The organism is Modestobacter sp. VKM Ac-2983, assembly GCF_026967885.1.
Lineage (GTDB): Bacteria > Actinomycetota > Actinomycetes > Mycobacteriales > Geodermatophilaceae > Modestobacter.
This window is the reverse complement of sequence record NZ_JAPVBK010000001.1, coordinates 540592-560675: the sequence shown is the minus strand read 5'-3', so window position 1 is coordinate 560675 and position 20084 is coordinate 540592. Positions and strand designations below refer to the sequence as shown.

At 74.6% G+C, this 20084-nt stretch carries 18 protein-coding genes and 1 riboswitch; of the genes, 6 read left to right on the top strand and 12 right to left on the bottom strand.

From position 1 onward, the window contains the following. Positions 1 to 10 precede the first annotated feature (10 nt). The 4 genes from O2W18_RS02590 to O2W18_RS02575 all read right to left on the bottom strand — a co-directional run bounded on the left by O2W18_RS02590 (position 11) and on the right by O2W18_RS02575 (position 4228). Positions 11 to 2983 carry a helix-turn-helix transcriptional regulator gene (locus O2W18_RS02590; RefSeq protein WP_269186010.1) on the bottom strand — a complete coding sequence of 991 codons (2973 nt, stop codon included), beginning with the start codon at positions 2981 to 2983 and terminating at the stop codon, positions 11 to 13. Positions 2984 to 3027: 44 nt separating this feature from the next. After that, positions 3028 to 3159, bottom strand: coding sequence for a hypothetical protein (locus O2W18_RS02585; protein WP_269172138.1), 132 nt, complete (start codon positions 3157 to 3159; stop codon positions 3028 to 3030). A 146-nt stretch (positions 3160 to 3305) separates the two neighbouring features. Then, positions 3306 to 3815: a DUF7282 domain-containing protein gene (locus O2W18_RS02580; RefSeq protein ID WP_269186009.1), complete on the bottom strand. Its 510-nt coding sequence runs from the start codon at positions 3813 to 3815 to the stop codon at positions 3306 to 3308. A gap of 50 nt (positions 3816 to 3865) precedes the next feature. Continuing rightward, on the bottom strand, positions 3866 to 4228 hold the full coding sequence (locus O2W18_RS02575) for a DUF7282 domain-containing protein (protein ID WP_269186008.1): 363 nt from the start codon (positions 4226 to 4228) through the stop codon (positions 3866 to 3868). Positions 4229 to 4503: 275 nt separating this feature from the next. Here O2W18_RS02575 and O2W18_RS02570 point away from each other — a divergent pair, with 275 nt between their 5' ends. After that, positions 4504 to 5925, top strand: coding sequence for a glucose-6-phosphate dehydrogenase (locus O2W18_RS02570; RefSeq protein ID WP_269186007.1), 1422 nt, complete (start codon positions 4504 to 4506; stop codon positions 5923 to 5925). 315 nt (positions 5926 to 6240) lie between these two features. Continuing rightward, a complete protein-coding gene (locus tag O2W18_RS02565; RefSeq protein WP_269186006.1) occupies positions 6241 to 6867 on the top strand; it encodes an HD domain-containing protein in 627 nt (208 codons plus the stop codon). Here O2W18_RS02565 and O2W18_RS02560 read toward each other — a convergent pair. Beyond that, positions 6839 to 7114, bottom strand: coding sequence for a DUF4031 domain-containing protein (locus tag O2W18_RS02560; protein ID WP_269159821.1), 276 nt, complete (start codon positions 7112 to 7114; stop codon positions 6839 to 6841). The two genes, O2W18_RS02565 and O2W18_RS02560, sit on opposite strands and share 29 nt — an antisense overlap. Positions 7115 to 7145: 31 nt before the next feature. Between O2W18_RS02560 and O2W18_RS02555 the strand changes: the two genes are divergently transcribed. Continuing rightward, positions 7146 to 8141: a Gfo/Idh/MocA family protein gene (locus tag O2W18_RS02555; protein ID WP_269186005.1), complete on the top strand. Its 996-nt coding sequence runs from the start codon at positions 7146 to 7148 to the stop codon at positions 8139 to 8141. Here the strand turns inward: O2W18_RS02555 and O2W18_RS02550 are convergent. Continuing rightward, positions 8099 to 8944 (bottom strand): DUF72 domain-containing protein, encoded by an 846-nt coding sequence (locus O2W18_RS02550; protein ID WP_269186004.1) that lies wholly within the window; start codon positions 8942 to 8944, stop codon positions 8099 to 8101. The genes O2W18_RS02555 and O2W18_RS02550 overlap by 43 nt on opposite strands. 24 nt (positions 8945 to 8968) lie before the next feature. Here O2W18_RS02550 and O2W18_RS02545 point away from each other — a divergent pair, with 24 nt between their 5' ends. Together O2W18_RS02545 and O2W18_RS02540 are read left to right on the top strand one after the other, a co-directional pair. Continuing rightward, positions 8969 to 9376, top strand: coding sequence for a VOC family protein (locus O2W18_RS02545; RefSeq protein WP_269186003.1), 408 nt, complete (start codon positions 8969 to 8971; stop codon positions 9374 to 9376). Next, on the top strand, positions 9373 to 10002 hold the full coding sequence (locus O2W18_RS02540; protein WP_269186002.1) for a hypothetical protein: 630 nt from the start codon (positions 9373 to 9375) through the stop codon (positions 10000 to 10002). The genes O2W18_RS02545 and O2W18_RS02540 overlap by 4 nt, the downstream gene beginning before the upstream one ends. Positions 10003 to 10218: 216 nt before the next feature. Here the strand turns inward: O2W18_RS02540 and groL are convergent, their stop codons facing one another. The 3 genes from groL to thrC form a co-directional block, all read right to left on the bottom strand. Further along, positions 10219 to 11850 (bottom strand): chaperonin GroEL, encoded by a 1632-nt coding sequence (gene groL, locus O2W18_RS02535; RefSeq protein WP_269186001.1) that lies wholly within the window; start codon positions 11848 to 11850, stop codon positions 10219 to 10221. A 264-nt stretch (positions 11851 to 12114) separates the two neighbouring features. Next, positions 12115 to 12315, bottom strand: coding sequence for a cold-shock protein (locus O2W18_RS02530; RefSeq protein WP_269172148.1), 201 nt, complete (start codon positions 12313 to 12315; stop codon positions 12115 to 12117). A gap of 205 nt (positions 12316 to 12520) precedes the next feature. After that, the gene (thrC, locus tag O2W18_RS02525) at positions 12521 to 13822 is read right to left on the bottom strand and encodes a threonine synthase (protein ID WP_269186000.1); all 1302 of its coding nucleotides are present in this window, start codon (positions 13820 to 13822) and stop codon (positions 12521 to 12523) included. Between the two features lie 12 nt (positions 13823 to 13834). Next, positions 13835 to 13963, bottom strand: a riboswitch (SAM riboswitch). 59 nt (positions 13964 to 14022) lie between these two features. Here thrC and O2W18_RS02520 point away from each other — a divergent pair. Then, positions 14023 to 14847: an HAD family hydrolase gene (locus tag O2W18_RS02520; protein ID WP_269185999.1), complete on the top strand. Its 825-nt coding sequence runs from the start codon at positions 14023 to 14025 to the stop codon at positions 14845 to 14847. Between the two features lie 13 nt (positions 14848 to 14860). Here the strand turns inward: O2W18_RS02520 and O2W18_RS02515 are convergent, their stop codons facing one another. From O2W18_RS02515 to O2W18_RS02505, 3 genes are read right to left on the bottom strand one after another with little or no spacing between them, the layout of a single operon-like run. Next, entirely contained in the window at positions 14861 to 15748 is an 888-nt protein-coding gene (locus O2W18_RS02515; RefSeq protein WP_269185998.1) for an ABC transporter permease, read from the bottom strand. Continuing rightward, positions 15745 to 18585, bottom strand: coding sequence for an alpha/beta fold hydrolase (locus O2W18_RS02510; RefSeq protein WP_269185997.1), 2841 nt, complete (start codon positions 18583 to 18585; stop codon positions 15745 to 15747). The genes O2W18_RS02515 and O2W18_RS02510 overlap by 4 nt, the downstream gene beginning before the upstream one ends. Before the next feature lie 59 nt (positions 18586 to 18644). Then, positions 18645 to 19991: a LytR C-terminal domain-containing protein gene (locus O2W18_RS02505; RefSeq protein ID WP_269185996.1), complete on the bottom strand. Its 1347-nt coding sequence runs from the start codon at positions 19989 to 19991 to the stop codon at positions 18645 to 18647. Positions 19992 to 20084 lie beyond the last annotated feature (93 nt).

Genomic DNA, 20084 nt, shown 5'->3' with positions numbered 1-20084 from the left:
GCCGCCCGGGTCAGGTGAGCAGGCCGCGGGCGGCGGCGAGGGCGACCGCCTCGGTGCGGCCGGAGGCGCCGAGCTTGGCCAGGATGTTGCTGACGTGCACGCTGGCGGTCTTCTCGCTGATGAACAGCTCCGCGCCGATCTGCCGGTTGGTGCGGCCCTGGGCGACCAGCGCCAACACCTCCGTCTCGCGCGGGGTGAGGACGGTGGTCACTGCCGTCGGCACCCCGGGGAGCTCCAGCCGTCCCCGGCGGGCCAGCGCCTCGATCGCCGTCCGCAGCGGCACCGCCGCCAGCTGACCGGCCACCTCGTGCGCGGCCGCCAGCTCGGCCGCCGCGGCAGGCCGGTCGTCGGCGGCGAGCAGCGCCTCGGCCAGCCGGAACCGGGATCGGGCCTGCTCGTACACGTGCCCGTAGCCGAACTCCGCGACCGCCTGCCGCCAGAGCTCCACCGCGGACTCGCCGCGCACCCGGGCCAGTTCGGCCGCGAGCCGCGTGCCCCAGGCGCGCGCCTCGATCCCGGTCGGGTACTGCACCTCGGCCGCCGACCGGCCGAGGTCGGCGAGCTCCGCGGCCTCGGCCACCCAGCGGGCCACGGCCGCCTCGTCCCCGGCCCGGCGGGCCGAGGTGGCCGCGTCGGCGACCGCCGCCAGCGCGGTGGCCACCAGCCGCACCGAGGCGAGCCGCTCCTCCCCCCACAGCTCACGCAGCCGGCGATCGGCCCAGCGGGCCCGCTCTCCCGCCGTCGCCGCATCCCCGGCCTGGCCGGCCAGCTCGATCTCCGCCGCCACCGTGGCCAGCATCAGCAGCACGTGGTTGTCCCAGCGGGCGGCCGGGCCCTGCGCCCAGCCCAGCCGTTCCGCGGCCCGCGGGTCGCCCCGACCGACCAGCACCAGCAGCCCGTCGGCGCGCACGTGGGCGGCCATGTCGGGCACGCGGGCCAGCGCGTCGGCCGCGGCCAGGCTGCCGTCCCAGTCGCCGAGGACGTACCGGGCCAGCACCTCCAGGTGCCGCAGCTCGGCGCCGTAGAACGACCACTCGACGCCCAGCGCCCGGGCCCGGGCCAGCCCGGCGGTGGCGAGCTGCAGCGCCTCCCCGACCTCCCCGGCGTCGTGCGCGGTGATCGCCTGGCTGAACCACACCCGCATCTCGACGTCGGCGTCGCCGGACCGCTGCGCCCGCGCCCGGGCCTCCGCGAACCGGGCCCGGACCGCGGCCCGGTCGCCGGTGCCGGATCCCCGCGCCAGCGAGACGGCGGTGTCGGCCCACGCGCTGTCCAGGCCGAGGGCGTCGGCCGCGGCCAGCGCCTCCTCCGCGGCCGCGTCCGCCTCGGCCACCAGCCCCAGGCTGTAGCTGGTGCGGGCATGGGTCGCCGCCGCCCAGGTGCGCACCACCGAGGGCGGCTGGGCCGGCACCAGCTGCATCGCCGCGCTGCTCTCCCGGTGGGCGTCCGTCGCCTCCTCGATCCGGCCGAGCACCTGGGCCAGGGTGTAGTGCACCCGGGCCCGCGCCTCCGGATCGCCGTCGGTGCCCAGCAGTTCCTGGGCCGAGCGCAGCAGCGCCACGGCCCGGTGCAGGTCACCGACCGCGCGGGCCGCCGCCGCGGTGTCCAGCAGCACCGCCCACTGCGGGCGCCCGGCGCGCTCGGCCGCCTGGGGCACCGCAGTCCACAGCGCGAGCACCGCCTCCAGGTGCTGCAACTGCTCGGCCGGTGCGCCCACCCGGCGGGCGGCGTCCGCCGCCTCCAGGGACGCGCCGAGCGCACCGGGGAGGTCGTTGCTCTCCCGCAGGTGGTGGGCCCGCTCGGCGGCCGTCCCCGCCTCCGGCTGGGTGGCCAGGTGCGCGGCGACGGCGGCGTGCAGCCGCACCCGCTCCCCGGGCAGCAGGTCGGCCAGCACCGCCTCCCGCAGCAGGGCGTGCCGGAACCGGTAACGGCCGTCGTCGGAGACCACCAGCAGGTGGTGGTGCACCGCCTCGGTCAGCGCCTGCTCCGTCTCCTCCGGGCTCTTCCAGGAGACGGCGGCGACCAGCTCGTGCCGCACCTGGCGACCGGCGACGGCGGCCACCCGCAGCACCTGCTGAGCGGCCGGGCTCACCTGCTCGACCCGGGCCAGCAGGACGTCGGACAGCCCACCCGGGAGGACCTCACCGGTCCGCCCCGCGGCGACCAGCTCCTCGGCGTAGAAGGCGTTGCCCTCCGCCCGGGCGACGACGTCCTCGACGGTCGCCGCGGACGTCCCCCCGGAGCCGGCGGCCAGCCGGCGGACCAGCTGCTCCACGTCGAGATCCGGCAGCGGGTCGAGCTGCAGCCGCTCGACGCCGGGGAGCCGGACCAGCTCGGCGAGGAGCGGACGCAGCGGGTGCCGGCGGTGCAGGTCGTCGGCGCGGTAGGAGGCGACGACGGTGACCGGTTCGCCGACCTGCCGGTCGACCAGCCGGGCCAGCAGGTAGCGCAACAGGTCCCGGCTGGACCGGTCGGCCCAGTGCAGGTCCTCCAGCACCACGAGCAGTGGCTGCCGGGTGGCCAGCTCACCGAGCAGGGCGGCCACCGACTCGAACAGCTGGAGGCGGCCGTCGTCGTCCGGTGGGCGGAGCACCGACGGCGGCAGAGACCGGCCCAGCTCGGCCGCGGCGCTGTCGGGCGCCACGGCACCCGGCCCACCGGTGAGCGGGCCGGCCAGCACCGGGTGCCGGGCCAGCAGCGCCGCCAGCTCCGGGTCGGCGACGACCGGCCGCAGCAGGTCGACGAAGGGCAGGTACGGCAGGCCCACGTCGCCGAGGTCCACGCAGTGCCCGGTGAGCACCCGTGCACCGCGCCCGGTGGCCTGGCGGCTCAGCTCGTCCAGCAGCCGGGTCTTGCCGACCCCGGCGTCACCGGCCACCAGGACGGCCGACGGACGCCCCTCGACCGCCTGGTCGACGTGCGTCATCAGCCGGGCCAGTTCCGCGGCCCGGCCGATGAGCGGGGGGTCCTCCCAGCGCGGCACGGCGCCGATGGTGGCAGAGGCCACCGACAGCGGCGCCGGGCCGGTCAGCGGGGCCGCCGCCGGGTGCCGAGCCAGGAGCCGCGGCGGCTCCCGTCCCGCCGGGCCGCCGCCCGGACCAGCTCCTGCCGGTAGGCGAGCTCTGCTTCCAGTGCCGGGTTCGGGTAGTGCAGCGCCATGACCGTCTCCTCGTGTCGTCCTGGTCGAACGAGGAGAACGGTCGTCCTGAGGGGGTGCCGGGCACATCGGGCGACCACGCAGTCCCGGGGCGGTCGGAGGCCGACCGGCGTCTGAGGGGCCTCAGGCGTCGCCCCCGGACCAGCGGTCAGCCCACGGTGTAGGTGGCGTCCTCCTCGACGACGTCGCCCGGCTCCTCGACCTCGTCGTCGGTGGCGTCCACCGGTGCGGGCACCGGCTCGTCGACGGTCGGGTCGAACTCGCCGTCGGCGTCGGTGTCCGCGTAGAGGGTGGCGGTCAGCTCGGTCTCCTCGGTCAGCGCCGGGTCCAGCTCCACCGCGACGTCCGGGGTCGTGCCCACCTGCAGCCGCGTGGCGCCGAGCACCTCGTCCTCGGCGCTGATGACGAGGAACCCGCCGCCCGGCGCGTTGACCGAGCTGACGACCACGTTGTCCCCCGGGCCGGTCTGGTCCAGGAACTCCAGGTCGGCCATGGTGCCGCTGCCCGACTCACCGCCCGGCGCGATCGTCGTCGCCCCCGAGGTGGCCGGCGACGACGGCGGCGCGTCACCGGCGGGTGCGCCCTCCCCACCCGCGCAGGCGGACAGGACGAGGGCGGCGGCGGGGAGGGCCCACAGGGGCCGGTGGGAGGTGGTCATGCCGGCGTCCTGCCCCGCAGCACGCCGGACGACACGCGGCGTGCGCCGGTTCACTGCACGATGTACTCGGCGTCCTCGGAGACGACGTCGTCACCGTCGGAGTCCGGGGCGCGCTGGTCCACCGACCGGTCCAGGAGTCCGTCCTGGTCGGTGTCGCCGTGAAGGCTCGCCTCGAGCTCGGTGTCCTGGGCCAGCGGCGGGGACAGCACCACCGACACGTCGATGGCCTCACCGGCCGGGACCGCGATGTACCCGAGCAACGGGGCGTCCTCGTCGTCGCCGTCGTCCACGGTCACCGCAACGACCCCGTCGGCCGGTGTCACCACCCGGGCGACGGTGACCACGTCACCGGCACCGGACTGGTCCTCGAACTCCACCTCGGCCACCTCGCTGGTGATCGCCGGGCTCGTCATCTCCTCGTCTCCGGGGTCGACCCGGGTCTCGGCGAACGTGGTCCCGACCGCGGGGATGGGCTCGCCTCCTCCTGGCCGCAGCCGGTCAGCACGAGGCCGGCCGCACCAGCGGAACAAAGCAGCGCTGCCCGTGGTCTCATGCAGGACACGCGCCCACGGTGCAGGTGTGCACGTACACGCACCGTGGGCACATCACCAGGACACCGTGCACCGGCGCACGGGCCGACGAGGACCGGACCACCGCGTGGCCCGGCCCGTGCCCGAGAGGAGCCCCCGTGCCCGACGACGGGACGACGAACGACCTGACCCCGACCGTGTTCGTGCTGTACGGCGCGACCGGCGACCTGGCCCGCCGGATGGTGCTGCCGGCCTTCTTCGAGCTCGCTCAGCACGGGCTGCTGCCCGACGACTGGCGGCTGATCGGCAGCGGCCGCGGCGAGCGCTCCGACGAGGAGTTCGTCGAACACGTCCGCGGCGCCCTCGAGGAGTTCGGGCCGGACCCGGACCAGGGTCCGTGGGAGGAGTTCTGCGGCCGGCTGCGGTTCGCCGGCGGCGGCTTCACCGCCGACGACCCCGGGGAGCTGGTCGACGCGGTGACCGAGGCCCGCAAGGAGCTCGGCGAGGACGCCCAGCTGGTGCACTACCTCTCCCTGCCGCCCAAGGCCTTCACCGACTACACCCACGCCATCGGCGCACACGGGCTGGCCGAGGGCTCCCGCGTCGTCTACGAGAAGCCCTTCGGTGACTCCCCCGACGGCTTCCGTGAGCTGGACGCCGTCGTGCACTCGGTGTTCGACGAGGAGCAGGTCTTCCGGATCGACCACTTCCTGGGCAAGGAGGGCACCCAGGACCTGCACGTGGCACGGTTCGCCAACGGGCTGTTCGAGCACATCTGGAGCCGCGAGCACGTGGCCCAGGTGCAGATCGACGTCCCCGAGGACCTCGACGTGGCCGACCGCGCCGACTTCTACGACGAGACCGGCGCGACCCTGGACATGCTGGTCACCCACCTGTTCCAGGTCGCCGCCGAGGTGGCCATGGAGCCGCCGGTCAGCTTCTCCGCCGACGACATCCTCTCCGCGCGCGAGTCGGTGCTGAAGCACTTCCGCCCGCTGGCCCCGGAGGACGTGGTCCTGGGGCAGTTCGAGGGCTACCGGGAACTGGACGGCGTGCCCGACGACAGCCAGACCGACACGTTCGTGGCGGCCCGGCTGTTCATCGACTCCGGCCGGTGGCGCGGCGTCCCGTTCCTGCTGCGCACCGGCAAGCGGCTGGCCGACAAGCAACAGCGGGTGAGCCTGGTGCTGCACCGCCCGAAGGGCCCGGTCCACGACGTGCCGCCCAACGGGAACGTCATCTCGCTGTCCCTGGCCGGTGCCGGTCAACTCGACGTGGACATCATGGCCAAGCGTCCCGGCCCGGACCTGGCGATGGCACCGGCGCGGGTGTCGCTGGACCTGTCGAAGGTGCCCGGCGGCCGACCGCTGGCGCCCTACGTCTCCCTGATCCACGACGTGCTGGTCGGCGACCGCTCGCTGTTCACCACCAGTGAGGGCCTGGCCCAGACCTGGCGGGCGCTGCAGCCGGTGCTGGACCACCGCCCCGAGGTGCACCCCTACGCCCCGGGTTCCTGGGGTCCGGTGGCGGCCAACGCGCTGGCCGGCGAGCACGGCTGGCTGCTGGGCGAGACCGAGTAGAAGGACCCCCGTACCCCCCACCACGGGGGCCTGAGCGCAGAACGGCCCCTCTCCTGCGGAGAGGGGCCGTTCTGCGTTGAGGTCCGGACCGGACGCTGGTCGCCTCGCGGCGGTTTGCACATCCGCGGCTCCAGCCCCCGACCGAGGTCGGGGCGGTAGTCCACGGCGGCAGTTATCTAGTGGAGCCCGGGGACACAGGTCGCCCGGCCCGGACGTCGTCCACCGTACCCGTGCACTCGGGCCCGACACACGTGGCGAGGACCTCAGTCCGAGCGCCCGGCCGGACCGGCCGCACCGCGTGCCAGACTCCGGCGCATGAGCGGGGTGGACTTCGACGCGTGGACGGCGCTGGTCGACGACTCCCCCACCTCGCGCACCGAGTGGGCCGCCCTCGTCGGCGCCTGGTCCGAGCCGCACCGCAGCTACCACGACCTGGCCCACCTGGCGGCGGTGCTCGGCCTCGTCGACGAGCTGGCCGGGCACGCCGCCGACCCGGTCGCCGTCCGGCTGGCCGCCTGGTACCACGACGTCGCCTACGACCCGCAGCGCAGCGACAACGAGGAGGTCAGCGCCGCGCGGGCGCGGATCGGCCTGCTCGGGCTGGTGGACGACGCCACGGTCACCGAGGTCGAGCGGCTGGTGCTGCTGACCGCCGGGCACGACCCCGAGCCGGAGGACGCCAACGGTGCCGTGCTCTGCGACGCCGACCTCGCGGTGCTGGCCAGCCCCCCGGCGGCCTACGCCGGCTACGCCTCCGCGGTGCGCGCCGAGTACGGCCACCTCTCCGACGCCGACTTCACCGCCGGACGGATCGCCGTGCTCGAGCAGCTGCTCGCGCTGCCGGAGCTGTTCCGGGTGCCGGTGGCGGCCGAGCGGTGGACCGCCCCCGCGCGGGCGAACCTCACCGCCGAGCTCACCCTGCTGCGCGCGCGTTCTTCCTGATCCGCAGACCGGCGGCGAGCAGCCGCTGCAGCAGCTCGCGGGAGCCGACCGGTTCGGCGCCCGCGGCGACGGCCTCGGCGTACAGCTCCTCGGGGACGTCGTAGTGGTCGCCCTGGAACGCCCGGCGCGGGATGCCCAGGTGCTCGGCCACGAAGGCGTGCAGCTCGTCGTAGCCGGTGTCGCTGACCAGGTGCGACCACCGCCGTCCCCGCCACGGCCAGACGGGGGTGTCGATCAGCAGCGCCACCCCGACAGTGTGCCCCGGCTACGGTCAGGGCGTGACTGAGGAGATCCGCTGGGGAGTCGTCGGGCCGGGCCGCATCGCCGAGCAGGTGGTGCGGGACTTCGCCCACGTGGAGAACGCGCGGGCGGTCGCCGTCGCCTCCCGCTCGCTCGACCGCGCCCAGGCCTTCGCCGGCCGGCACGGCATCGACCGGGCGCACGGCTCCTACGCCGAGGTCCTGGCCGACCCGGACGTCGACGTCCTGTACATCGCCACCCCGCACCCGCAGCACCACGCCGTCTCGCTCGGGGCGATCCGGGCCGGCAAGGCACTGCTGGTGGAGAAGTCCTTCACCGCGACCGTCGCCGGGGCCACGGAGGTGGTCGACGCAGCACGCGCGTCCGGCGTCTTCGCGATGGAGGCGATGTGGACGCGGTTCCAGCCGGCCGTCGTCCGGGCGCGGGGGCTGATCGCCGAGGGCGCCATCGGTGAGGTGCGCTCGGTGCAGGCCGACCTGGGCGTGTCCCGCGCCTTCGACCCCACCGACCGGCTGTTCGCCAAGGAGCTCGGGGGCGGCGCGCTGCTGGACCTCGGCGTCTACGTCGTCTCCTTCGCCCAGATGCTGCTCGGCGACCCGGACACCGTGACCGCCACCGGCTCGCTGTTCGAGACCGGCGTGGACGCCGAGGCCTCGCTGCTGCTCGGGTACGCCGACGGCCGCTCGGCGACGCTGATGACCTCGCTGCGCAACGCGCTGCCCGGGCAGGCCCGGGTCTTCGGGACGGCGGGCTGGATCGACGTCCTCCCCCGCTTCCACCACCCGCAGACGATCGTGCTGCACCGGGCCGGGGTGGATGCGGAGGAGATCACCCTCCCGCAGCTCGGCGGCGGCTACTCCCACGAGCTCATCGAGGTCACCGAGTGCCTGCGGGCCGGGCGGACCGAGAGCACCGTCATGCCGCTGGCCGACACCCTGGCCGTGCAGTCGGTGCTCGAGCAGGCCGCCGGTCAGCTGGGCGTGACGTTCGTCGAGGACCCCACCGCCCTCTGACGGGCCGGCGTCCTGGGCGGCGGCTTCGGCGGCCACGCCGCGCCGCTGGCCTCGGCCGCCGTGGGCACCCGGGTGTGCGTGCCGCCGGCGGTCCGGACGGCGTCGGCGAAGGTGACCGCGTCGCGGGTGGCGGCACCGCCGGGGTCGTTGTTGAAGTACGTCAGGACGTCGTCGTCGCCGTAGGTGTCCTGGATCCGCTCGGCCCACAGCTGCAGCGTCTCCGGGCGGTAGTCCCAGCCGTCGGCGCCGGTGTGCAACCGCAGGTAGCCCCACTCGGCGGTCCGCCACAGCGGGGCGATCGGCTGCTCGGCGCGGTCGGCCCAGCACAGCGCCGCCTGGTACCGCTCGAGCAGGCCGCGCACCTCGTCGGTCCACCAGCTCTCGTGCCGCGGCTCCACCGCGACCCGGGTGCCGGCCGGGAACTGGCCCAGGCACTCGCTGAGCAGGTCGACGTCGGCCTGCAGGGTGGGCGGCAGCTGCAGCAGGACGACGTCCAGCCGGTCGCCCAGGCCGGCCACCCGGTCCATCAGCCGGGCCACCGGCTCGGCCGGCTCCCGCAGCCGCTTCATGTGGGTGAGGAACCGGGAGGCCTTCACCGCCCACCGGTAGTCCGGCGGGGTGCGTTCCCGCCACCGCTCGAACGTGGTCCGCTCGGGCAGCCGGTAGAAGGCGTTGTTGCTCTCCACGGTGCCGAAGTGCTCGGCGTGGTGCTCCAGCCAGAGCCGTTGCGGCAGCACCGGCGGGTAGAAGCGGCCGCGCCAGTCGCGGTACTGCCAGCCCGACGTCCCGATCACCACCGTCACCGCAGCCGCCTACCCTGCTCGACCATGAGCGACTCCCCCGCGCGCTTCAAGGACCTGTGCCTCGATGCCGTGGACCACCAGGCACTGGCCGACTGGTGGTGCACCGCGATGGGCTACGTCCGCCGTGACGACGTCGAGCCCGACGAGGAGGGCTGGGTCCGCCCGACGGGCTGGCCGGTGCCGATCGTCGACCGCTCCGGCGCCGGTCCGTCGATCTGGGTCGTGCCGGTGCCCGAGGGCAAGACGGTGAAGAACCGCATGCACCACGACGTCGTCGGCGACACCGAGGCGCTCCTGGCCCACGGGGCCGCCCTGGTCCGCCGCCGGGACGCCGGACCAGACGACGAGCCGGACGCCGGGACCATCGACTGGGACGTGCTGGCCGACCCGGAGGGCAACGAGTTCTGCTGCTTCGCCCCGAGCCGGACGTGAGCGACCAGCTCCGCGACCTGGTCACCACCCGGCTGGCCGCCCTGTGCCTGAACCGGCGCGGCCGGCCCCGCGGCCTGACCTTCGACGACCACGTCGTCCGGGGCGGGCTGATCCTCGACCTCGCGCTCTGCGGCGCGCTCGTGCACACCGAGGACGCCGTGGAGATGGACCACGCCCGGGCGGCCGCACACGGTCTCGGGGATGTGGCCGCCCAGGCCGACGAGGGCGACGGCTCGTTGCAGGACTGGCTGGACCGGGGCGAGCTCGGCTTCGACGAGTGGGTCGGCCGGCTCGTGCTGGCGGGCGTCTGGAGGCTCCGTCCGTGGTCCCCGCTGCGCCCGTTCCGCAGCTACGACGACGGCGACCCGGTCCGCACGGGGGCCGACCGGAGCCGGACCGGCGAGCACGACACCGATGCGAGCCGGCAGACGCTCGCCGTCCTGGCGGTGGGCAAGGTCAGTGCGCTGAGCGGGAAGCTCGGCGCGCCGCCGTCCTGGGTGCTGGCCGGCCTCGGTGAGGCGCAGTGGGCCGCGGAGGTCGTGGTCGACCGCCTCACCGAGCTGCGGACCCAGATGCGCTCGAACGGCCACGACCTCGACGGCCCCGCCATCGGCGACCCCGGCTAGGCCGCCGGCGTCCCCCGCGCCCGGCCCACGACGCTGACGATCATGGAGCCAGCGGGCCGACATGCCGAGCAGCATCAGCGGGTCGCCACCGCAGCTCCATGATCGTCGGGAGCGCTCGGGCTGGGGACGCCGACAGGGGCGGCCCGCCGAAGCGGACCGCCCCTGCCGGGCAGTGCTGGTGGTGCAGTGCTCAGCGGGACGCCGAGCGGTGTGGACTCAGAAGTCCATGCCGCCCATGCCGCCGTCGCCGCCACCGGCCATGGCCGGGGAGTTCTTCTCCGGCTTGTCGGCGATGACGGCCTCGGTGGTGAGGAAGAGCGCCGCGATGGAGGCGGCGTTCTGCAGGGCCGAGCGGGTGACCTTGGCCGGGTCGATGATGCCGGCCGCGATCAGGTCCACGTACTCGCCGGTGGCGGCGTTGAGGCCCCAGCCGGTCTCGGAGTTGCGGACCTTCTCCGCCACGACGCCACCCTCGAGGCCGGCGTTGATGGCGATCTGCTTCAGCGGGGCCTCGAGCGCGACGCGCACGATGTTGGCACCGGTCGCCTCGTCACCCTCGAGGTCGAGCTTGTCGAACGCGACCTTGGTGGCCTGCGCGAGAGCGACGCCACCACCGGCGACGATGCCCTCCTCGACGGCGGCCTTGGCGTTGCGCACCGCGTCCTCGATGCGGTGCTTGCGCTCCTTGAGCTCGACCTCGGTCGCGGCGCCGGCCTTGATGACGGCGACGCCACCGGCCAGCTTGGCCAGGCGCTCCTGCAGCTTCTCGCGGTCGTAGTCGGAGTCCGACTTCTCGATCTCGGCGCGGATCTGGTTGACGCGACCCTGGATCTGGTCGGCGTCACCGGCGCCCTCGATGATGGTCGTCTCGTCCTTGGTGGTGACGAACTTGCGCGCCCGGCCCAGCAGGGACAGGTCGGCGGTGTCCAGCTTGAGGCCGACCTCCTCGCTGATGACCTGACCACCGGTGAGGATCGCGATGTCGCCCAGCATGGCCTTGCGACGGTCGCCGAAGCCGGGGGCCTTGACGGCGACCGACTTGAAGGTGCCGCGGATCTTGTTGACCACCAGGGTCGCGAGGGCCTCGCCCTCGACGTCCTCGGCGATGATCGCCAGCGGCTTGCCGGACTGCATGACCTTCTCCAGCAGCGGGAGGAGGTCCTTGACGGTCGAGATCTTGCTGTTGACGACCAGGATGTACGGGTCGTCGAGCACGGTCTCCATGCGGTCGGTGTCGGTCACGAAGTAGGCCGACAGGTGACCCTTGTCGAAGCGCATGCCCTCGGTGAGCTCGAGCTCGAGGCCGAAGGTGTTGCTCTCCTCGACGGTGATGACACCTTCCTTGCCGACCTTGTCCATCGCCTCGGCGATGAGCTCGCCGATGGCGGGGTCAGCGGCGGAGATCGAGGCGGTGGCCGCGATCTGCTCCTTGGTCTCGACGTCCTTGGCGGTCGCGAGGAGGTACTCCGAGACCGAGGCGACGGCCTTCTCGATGCCCTTCTTCAGGGCCATCGGGTTGGCGCCGGCGGCGACGTTGCGCAGCCCCTCGCGGACGAGGGCCTGGGCGAGCACGGTGGCGGTGGTGGTGCCGTCACCCGCGACGTCGTCGGTCTTCTTGGCGACCTCCTTGACCAGCTCGGCCCCGATCTTCTCGTACGGGTCCTCGAGCTCGATCTCCTTGGCGATGCTCACACCGTCGTTGGTGATGGTGGGAGCGCCCCACTTCTTCTCCAGGACGACGTTGCGGCCCTTGGGGCCAAGCGTCACCTTGACGGCGTCGGCGAGGGTGTTCATGCCCCGCTCGAGTCCGCGGCGCGCCTCTTCGTCGAACGCGATCATCTTGGCCATGTGGTGATGTCCTCCATGCGTGGATCGCTGGCTGGTCAGGTCCGGCGCCCGCGACGGACGACACCGGTGCTGCGAACGCTCCTGCGGTCCGCGTCCCGGTGCCTCACCGTTCCGACCTGGCTGGCACTCGGGTAGCCCGAGTGCCAGCCCAAAGTCTGGCACTCGACCCAGGCGAGTGCAAGAAGGGGGGTCGACGGCCACCGGTCGGGGACGCAGCGAGGCCCGGCCCCCGACCGGGGACCGGGCCTCGTGGTGCTGACCGGATCAGGCGTTCTGCACGGCGTCCGCCTGCGGGCCCTTCTCGCCCTGGACGACCTCGAAGCTGACCCGCTGGCCCTCTTCGAGGCTCTTGTAGCCGTCCATCTGGATGGCCGAGTAGTGGACGAAGACGTCCTGGCCGCCGTCGACGGCGATGAAGCCGAAGCCCTTCTCGGCGTTGAACCACTTCACGGTGCCCTGTGCCACGTGTGCTCCCACGTTCAGTGCGTGCGGACGGCCCCTTGAGACTCGAGGGGCCGGGTCTCGCTCTTCCGCCCGCCGAACACGAACGTGGAACTCGAACCGCGCGGAACGGTACAGCAGGGGGTGTCCCAGGTCACGGTCCTGACCACGCCATACACCCGTCCGAGTGCTGCTGCGGCGGCGTCCCGGGCCCCGGCAGGGCCTTCCCTCAGGCGATGAGGCCGGCCTCGCGCAGCGACTTCAGCGACGGCTGCACGTGGTGCGAGGGGCCGACCACCGGCAGCAGCGGGTCGAGGGTCTTCAGCCCCTCCCCGGTGTTCAGGACGACGACCTCCTGCGTCGGGTCGATCAGCCCCTTGTCCACCAGCTGCCGAAGCACCGCGGTGGTCACGCCACCGGCGGTCTCGGCGAACACGCCGGTGGTGCGGGCCAGGTCCCGGATGCCCTGCACGATCTCGTCGTCCCCGACCCGGCCGACCGAGCCGCCGGTGCGCCGGATGGCGTCCAGCGCGTACGGGCCGTCGGCGGGGTTGCCGATGTTCAGCGACTTGGCGATGCCGGTGGGCTTGACCGGCTTGACGACGTCCCAGCCGTTGTCGAAGGCGGTGGCGATCGGGTCGCAGCCGGCCGACTGGGCGCCGAAGACCTTCCACTCGGTGTCGGCGACGATGCCGGCCGCGACCAGCTCCCGCCAGGCCTTGTCGACCTTGGTGAGCAGCGAGCCGGACGCCATCGGGATGACCACCTGCGCCGGGATCCGCCAGCCCAGCTGCTCGGCGATCTCGTAGCCCATCGTCTTGGAGCCCTCGGCGTAGTACGGCCGGACGTTCTGGTTGACGAAGGCGGTGTCCTCGAACTCATCGGTCTCGGCGAGCTCGCTGGTCAGCCGGTTGACGTCGTCGTAGGACCCGTCGACGGCGACCAGCGCCTGGCCGTAGACCGCCGACTGGGTGATCTTGCCGGGCTCGAGGTCGCTGGGCACGAAGACGAAGGAGGGCAGCCCCATCCTGGCCGCGTGCGCGGCGACGGAGTTGGCCAGGTTGCCGGTCGAGGCGCAGGCGATCTTGGTGTAGCCGAAGCTCTTCGCGGCGGTGGCGGCCAGGCTCACCACCCGGTCCTTGAACGAGTGGGTCGGGTTGGCCGAGTCGTCCTTCACCCAGAGCCCACCGGTGAGGCCCAGCTCGGCGGCCAGCCGGTCGGCGCGCACGAGCGGGGTCATGCCCGGGTCGAGGCTGACCCGGGAGGCCGGGTCGTGTCCCACCGGGAGCAGGGCCACGTAGCGCCAGATGTTCTGCGGCCCGGCCTCGATCTGCTCTCGGGTCACCGCGCGCATGAGCTCGGGGTCGTAGTCGACCTCCAGCGGGCCGAAGCACTCCGCGCAGGCGTGCTCGGCGATGAGCCCGAAGGTGGCGCCGCAGTTGCGACAGACCAGGCCACGGGCCGGGTTGGGGGCGATCTGTCCACCGGCGGTGGAGTCTGCCTGGGCGGAACCGGGAGCGGTCAGGGTCATTCGACGACTACCTCCTCATCTTCCCCGCGCCGGGCCGTCGAGCCGCGCGGGACGGAATTGGCACCTCACGCTGCGCATACGCACAGGTCGCGGTTGCCGGGGCTTCAGCGGGCCGTGTCCCTCTGCCCCTCTGGATGAGTGGAACGGGGGGGACTCTACCCGGGGTCCCTCCGCCGGTGCGGCACCGCCAGGATGGAGCGGTGGCCACTCGCATCGTCTACACCGACCTGGACGGCACGATGGTGGGCCCGCGCGGCTCCTTCTGGCACACCGCCGACCGGGAGCTGACCGCCTCCCCCGCCGCCGCCCTGCTCGAGCTGCACCGGGCCGGCGTGGCGCTGGTGCTGGTCAGCGGCCGGACGCACGCGCAGCTGCTGGAGGCCGGGCGGATCTTCGCCGTCGACGGCGCGATCGCCGAGCTGGGCTCGCTGGTGAGCTGGCACGGCGGCCGGGAGACCCACCTGCTCACCGGCGACCTGCCCGGACAGTTCGCCGGCCGGACGCCGATGGACGTGCTGGCCGAGCTCGGCATCGTCGACGCACTGGTCGCCGCCCACCGCGGCCGGCTGGAGTGGCACGACCCCTGGCACGCGACCCACTCCGCCGACGCCCTGCTGCGGGGCCGGGTCGACGCAGCGGCGGTCGACGCCTGGCTGGCCGAGCGGGGCTGGGGCTGGCTGACGCTGAACGACAACGGTGCGGTGCCGGCCACCGCCCGGATGACACTGGACACCGAGGCCCTCCCGCCGCACGTCTACCACCTGATGCCGCGGGGGATCTCCAAGGGCGCCGCCATCACCTGGGACCTCGCCCGCCGCGGGTTGACCGCCGCCGACGCCGTGGCCGTCGGCGACAGCGTGAGCGACCTGGAGATGGCCCCGGCGGTGGGCCGGCTGTGGGTCACCGCGAACGGGGCGGCGGTCGACGGCATGGCGGCCCGGCTCGACGCCGTCCCCAACGCCGTCGTCACCGACGCCCCGATGGGCGAGGGCTGGGCCCAGGCGGTGCTCGCCTCGCTCGGCTAGGGTGCCGCGTCGTTCACGAGGTGACGTCCTTGCGGGCGAAGTGCCGGACGGCCAGCGCGGTGAAGACGGCGGAGTAGACCAGCCCCTGCACCACACCGCGGAACAGGTCCCCGGAGTCGACCGGGGTCTGCAGCAGGTCGGTCCAGGCGTAGTTGAACGCGGTCGGGAACCAGTCGCGGATCCCGCCCAGCTGCTCGACCTGTTCCAGGACGGCGAACACCACCGTGCTGAAGACCGCCCCGCCCACCGCGGCCAGCGGCGCGTCGGTGACCGTGGACAGCCAGAACGCGAGGGTGCCCACCACGAGCAGGTGGACGGCGAGGTAGCCGACCATCCCGGCCAGCCGGAGCAGCGCCGTCCCCTGGTCCAGCGCGACCCCGACCGGGGTCTGCACGTCGCCGAAGCCGAAGGCGATCCCGCCGGCGACCACGGCGACGACGACCAGCAGCACCATCGCACCGACCGACAGGACCAGCGCGGCCAGCCACTTCTGCCGCAGCAGCCGGGCCCGCGGCACCGGCGTGGCCAGCGCGTAGCGCAGCGATCCCCAGGACGCCTCGCTGGCCACCGTGTCGCCGAAGAACAGCGCGAAGACGACGACCAGGAAGAAGCCGGTGGTGGCGAAGAGGGTGAACAGCGTGAGGTTCAGCCCGCTGGCCGAGGCGACGTCCACCAGGTTGATCCGGCTGTTCTCCTCCGCCTCCTCGGTGCCGCCCAGCTGCAGGGCGCCGATGAGGATCAGCGGCAACGCCGCCATCAGCGCGAACACGCCGAGGGTGCGGCGACGCTTGAACTGACGGCGCAGCTCGACGCCCAGCCGCAGCGTCCGCTCCGGCCGGTACCCCGCCGCCGCTCCCGTCGCCTGCGGCGGCGCCGCTACCTCGGACCCAGCTCGGCTCATGACTCCCCCACCAGTGACAGGAACGCGTCCTCCAGGCGGCGGCGCGGGGTGAGCTGGTCGACCCCGATGCCCGCCTCGACCAGCGCGGTCAGCGCGATCGCGCGGGCGGTCGGACCCAGGTCCACGACCAGGCCATCCGGGCTCCGCTCCACCTCACCGACCCCGGGCAACCCGGCCAGGACGGCGACCGCCCGGTCGGTGTCGGCCGGATCGGCCAGCCCGACCAGCACCGCTCCTCCGGTGCCGACGATCTCCTCGACCGTGCCCTGGACGATCTTCTGCCCCTTGGCCATGACCACGACGTGGCTGCAGGTCTGCTCGATCTCCGACAGCAGGTGGCTGGAGACGATCACCGTGCGGCCGGTCTGGGCGTAGGACCGGAGCACCTCGCGCATCGCGTGGATCTGCGGCGGGTCCAGTCCGTTCGTCGGCTCGTCGAGCACCAGCAGGTCGGGCAGGCCGAGCATCGCCTGGGCGATCGCGACCCGCTGCCGCATCCCCTGGCTGTAGCTGCGCACCCGCTTGTCCAGGGCGACGCCCAGCCCGGCGATCTCGATCGCCTCCTCCAGGTGGGCATCGGCCAGCGGACGGCCGGTGGCGGCCCAGTAGAGGGTCAGGTTGTCCCGCCCGGACAGGTGCGGCTGCAGGCCGGTGCCCTCCACGAAGGACCCCAGCCGGGACAGCACGGGCGCACCCGGCCCGGCGGCGTGGCCGAACACCTCGATCCGGCCCTCGGTCGGGCGGATCAGCCCCATCAGCATCCGCAGCGACGTGGTCTTCCCCGCCCCGTTCGGGCCGAGCAGGCCGAGCACCTGGCCGCGGCGGACCTCGAAGGAGAGGTCCCGGACGGCGACGAACCCGTCCCCGTAGGCCTTGGTCACCCCCTCGAAGCGCAACGGCACGTCCTCCCCGTCCGGCGAGGACACCGACACGCGCCGGCGCCGGCGCCGGCCGATCAGGACGGCGGCCAGCCAGCCCAGCGCCCCGAGGGCGGCCACGACGGCGAGCAGCACCCACCAGCGGGCCGAGCCGGCGGTGGCCTGCACCTCGCCCGGCACCACCGGCGCAGCAACCGCCGCACCGCCGGCCAGACCGACCGTCGAGACCTCCGACGACGCCGGCAGGGCGTAGGCCTGGTCGGTCGAGGAGACGACCACCCGCAGCGTGTGGCCGGCCTCGAACCGGTGGACGACGGCCGGCAGGGTCACCGGCACCTCGGTCGGGGCGGCCGGGTCGGTGGAGAGACCGGTCAGCTCCAGCGGCGCGACCAGCCCGTTGGGCAGGGTCGTGGTGCCGTCCGGGCCGACGTCGTAGAGCTTGGCGAACAGCGTCGCCGTCCCGTCCGGAGCCGACACGGCGAGGGTGGTGGTCGGCGCCCCGACCACCTCGAGGGCCTCGGTGAGCTCCGGGCTCTCGAACGCGGCGAACTGCCCCGGGATCTCCAGCGTGGTCCCGGTGAGCGCGGCGCCGACGGAGCCGAGGCCGGGGATGGTGGTGAGCGCGGCCGGGCTGCCACCGGCCGGCGTGACGACCGGCCGGGTGGGGCCGGCCAGCTCGAGCACCCGGCTCTCGACGGGCTCGCCGTCGGCCAGACCCGGGTACTCGTCGACCGTGACGATCTGGGAACCGCCCTGCACCCGCCCCACCCCGGCGCCCAGGCCGGTCGGGGCCGGGTAGCGGAAGCCGCCGGGCTCGCCGTCGGCGCCGTTCAGGTGGACGTCGAACCAGTCGGCGACCTCGTCCCGCAGCTCCGCGGTGACCCGGTCGGAGGGCGAGGCGTCGTGGCCGCCGGCGAACCAGACCATCCGCACGTCGGTGCCGTTGGCGGCGATGCCCCGCGCGTTGGCGTCGGCCTCGCCCAGCCCGAACAGCGAGTCCTGGGTGCCCTGCAGCAGCAGCGTGGGCGCGGTGATCCGGTCGAGCACGCCCGCCGGGCTGCTCCGCTCCAGGACGGCGGCGACCTCGGGGCTGAGCTCGCCGGTCGAGGCCGCGGTCTCGTAGGCCGCGCAGATGTCCGCCCGGAAGCGCCCGCAGGTCAGCGCCTGCACAGCCGCCGGGTCGAGGCCGTCGGCCAGGGACGCCGCACCGTCGCCACCGGCCCCGGGGCGTCCGTCGCCGGTGGGCAGGGAACCACTGCCGAAGAACAGCCCGGCCCAGGTCCGCTTGAACACCCCGGCGTCGTCGGTGCGCGGCACGGCGGCGGGCGTGCCGGCCGCCACGACCGCGGCCTGGTCGGGGAAGAACGCCGTGGTCAGCGAGTTCCAGGTGATCTGCGGGGCGATCGCGTCGATCCGCTCGTCGTAGGCGGCCGCCAGCAGCGAGACGGCGCCACCGTAGGAGGCGCCGGCGACACCCACCCGCGGGTCACCGGCGGCGTCGAGGACGACGTCGTCCCGCGTCGCGAGCAGGTCGATCAGGGTGCTGACGTCGGCCACCTCGTAGCGCGGGTCGTTGAGGCCGATCTGCCCGCTGCTGGTGCCGAAGCCCCGCGCGGACCAGGTCAGCACCACGAAGCCGCGGCGGGCCAACTGGCGCGCGTCCGCAGCGACCGACTGCTTGCTGCCACCGAAGCCGTGCGCGAGGAGGACGGCCGGCGCGGGCCCGGCGGTGTCGGGCAGGTACAGCGTGGTGTCCAGCTCCACGGCGTCGGCGCCCTCGCCGGACGGGACCCGGGCCTCCTCGGTCGTGACGTCCTCGGCGGCCCGGGCAGGCCGGTCGGTGCCGGCGAGGACGACGGCGAGGGCGGGGAGGGCCAGCAGGAGGACGATCAGGGCGGCGAGCACCGGCTGGGCGCCGAGGCGCGAGCCGATCCGCGCCGGCCCGGGAGCGGTGCGCACGTGGGCGGCAACGGACGACGCGGTCCCCGAGTTCCGCGAGCCGGCCACGGCGCGGTGGGTCAGGGCCGCCAGTTGCCGGTGGCGACCACGACGAGGCCGGGGTCGGCGACGCCGGGCACCTCGAAGTAGCGCGCGACGGGGCCGGTCACGTCCGGGAACTGCTCGACCAGCTGGGCCGCGGCCTGCTGCTGCACCGTGTCGCCCTCGCTGTAGTAGACGGTGGTGGTCGCCACGTCGCTGACCGGCGAGCCCGCGGTGCCGATCACCTCCCAGCCGGCTGCGGCGAACTGGTCGCCGATGCTGCCGGCCAGCCCGGTGATGCTGGTGCTGTTCAGCACCGTGACCGGCGCGAACACCGGCCCCACCGGCTCTGCGGTGACCGCCTCCGGCGCCGGCACGCTCTCCGGCACCGGCGCGACCGCAGGTTCGCTGGCGGTCGGCAACGGGGTCTGCGCCGAGGTCTCCTCGGTACCGGGCCCGGTGAACGTCCAGACGCCCAGCACGACGAGGGTGAGGATGACGACGGCGAGCAGGCCCTGCACCCCGCGGCGCGGGCCCCGCGGCACCTCGTCGGTGTGCAGGTCCGCACGGCCGGGGCCGGAGCGCGCCGGCGCGGCCTCGGGCCGGGCCGGCGGTGCAGCGCGCCGTCCGTCCTTCTTCCGGGCGGCCTCGGCGGCCTGCCGCTCCAGCCGGGCGGCGGCCCGGCCACCCACGGGGACGTCGACGGCCCGCCGCGCCGGACCGGACGGCGGCCCCTGCTCCGGCGCCGGCTCGGCCCGGGGGGTGCGCACGTCGGCGCGCCGGGGCACGGCCGGGGTGGGCGTGGGCGCACGCCCGACGGGGCTGCTGCCCCGCCCGGGCAGCTGTGGTGCACGCAGGGGCGCCACGGGCGCTGCCGGGGTGGCCGGTGCGGCGCCCCACGCCGACTCCTCCGGCACCGCCCCGGAGACCCGCTGGGTGACGTCCGCCGGTGGTGCGCTGGGCTCGGCCGCCCAGGTCGGCATGCCCGTCGTCATCGGGGCCGCCGTCGAGCCGGCGGGCTCGATGCGCCACCCCGTGGGCTCGGCGGGCCGATCCGTGGGCCCGGACGCCGGGTGGGCAGGCGCCGGCGGCGTGCGGCGGGGCTCCACGGCAGGGATGGCCGGCGAGGAGCCGAACGGAGTGTGGGCGGCCGGGGTAGCGGCGGTCAACGGGCCGGAGACCGGCGGCACCGGCCGCGGCGCGGGCGTCTGGGGACCGGCGACCGCCGGACGACCCCCGGCGGTCGCCGGGTCCGTCCGCCGTCGTCCGCCGACCGGGGGCGGTGCGCTGGGCCGGCCGGCCGGGCGGCGGAGCAGCGGGTCCTCCCCCGCGGGCAGCAGGCCCTCCCGCCGGCGCTCGGCCCGGCTCTGCCTCGGCAGCGTCATCGCCGTGTCGCTGTCGGGCCCCGGGCCCTGGGGCGGGCGTGGGGTCACCGCGCGGGGCGCCGACAGGCCCGGCTGCCCGTGCTGGCGACCGGG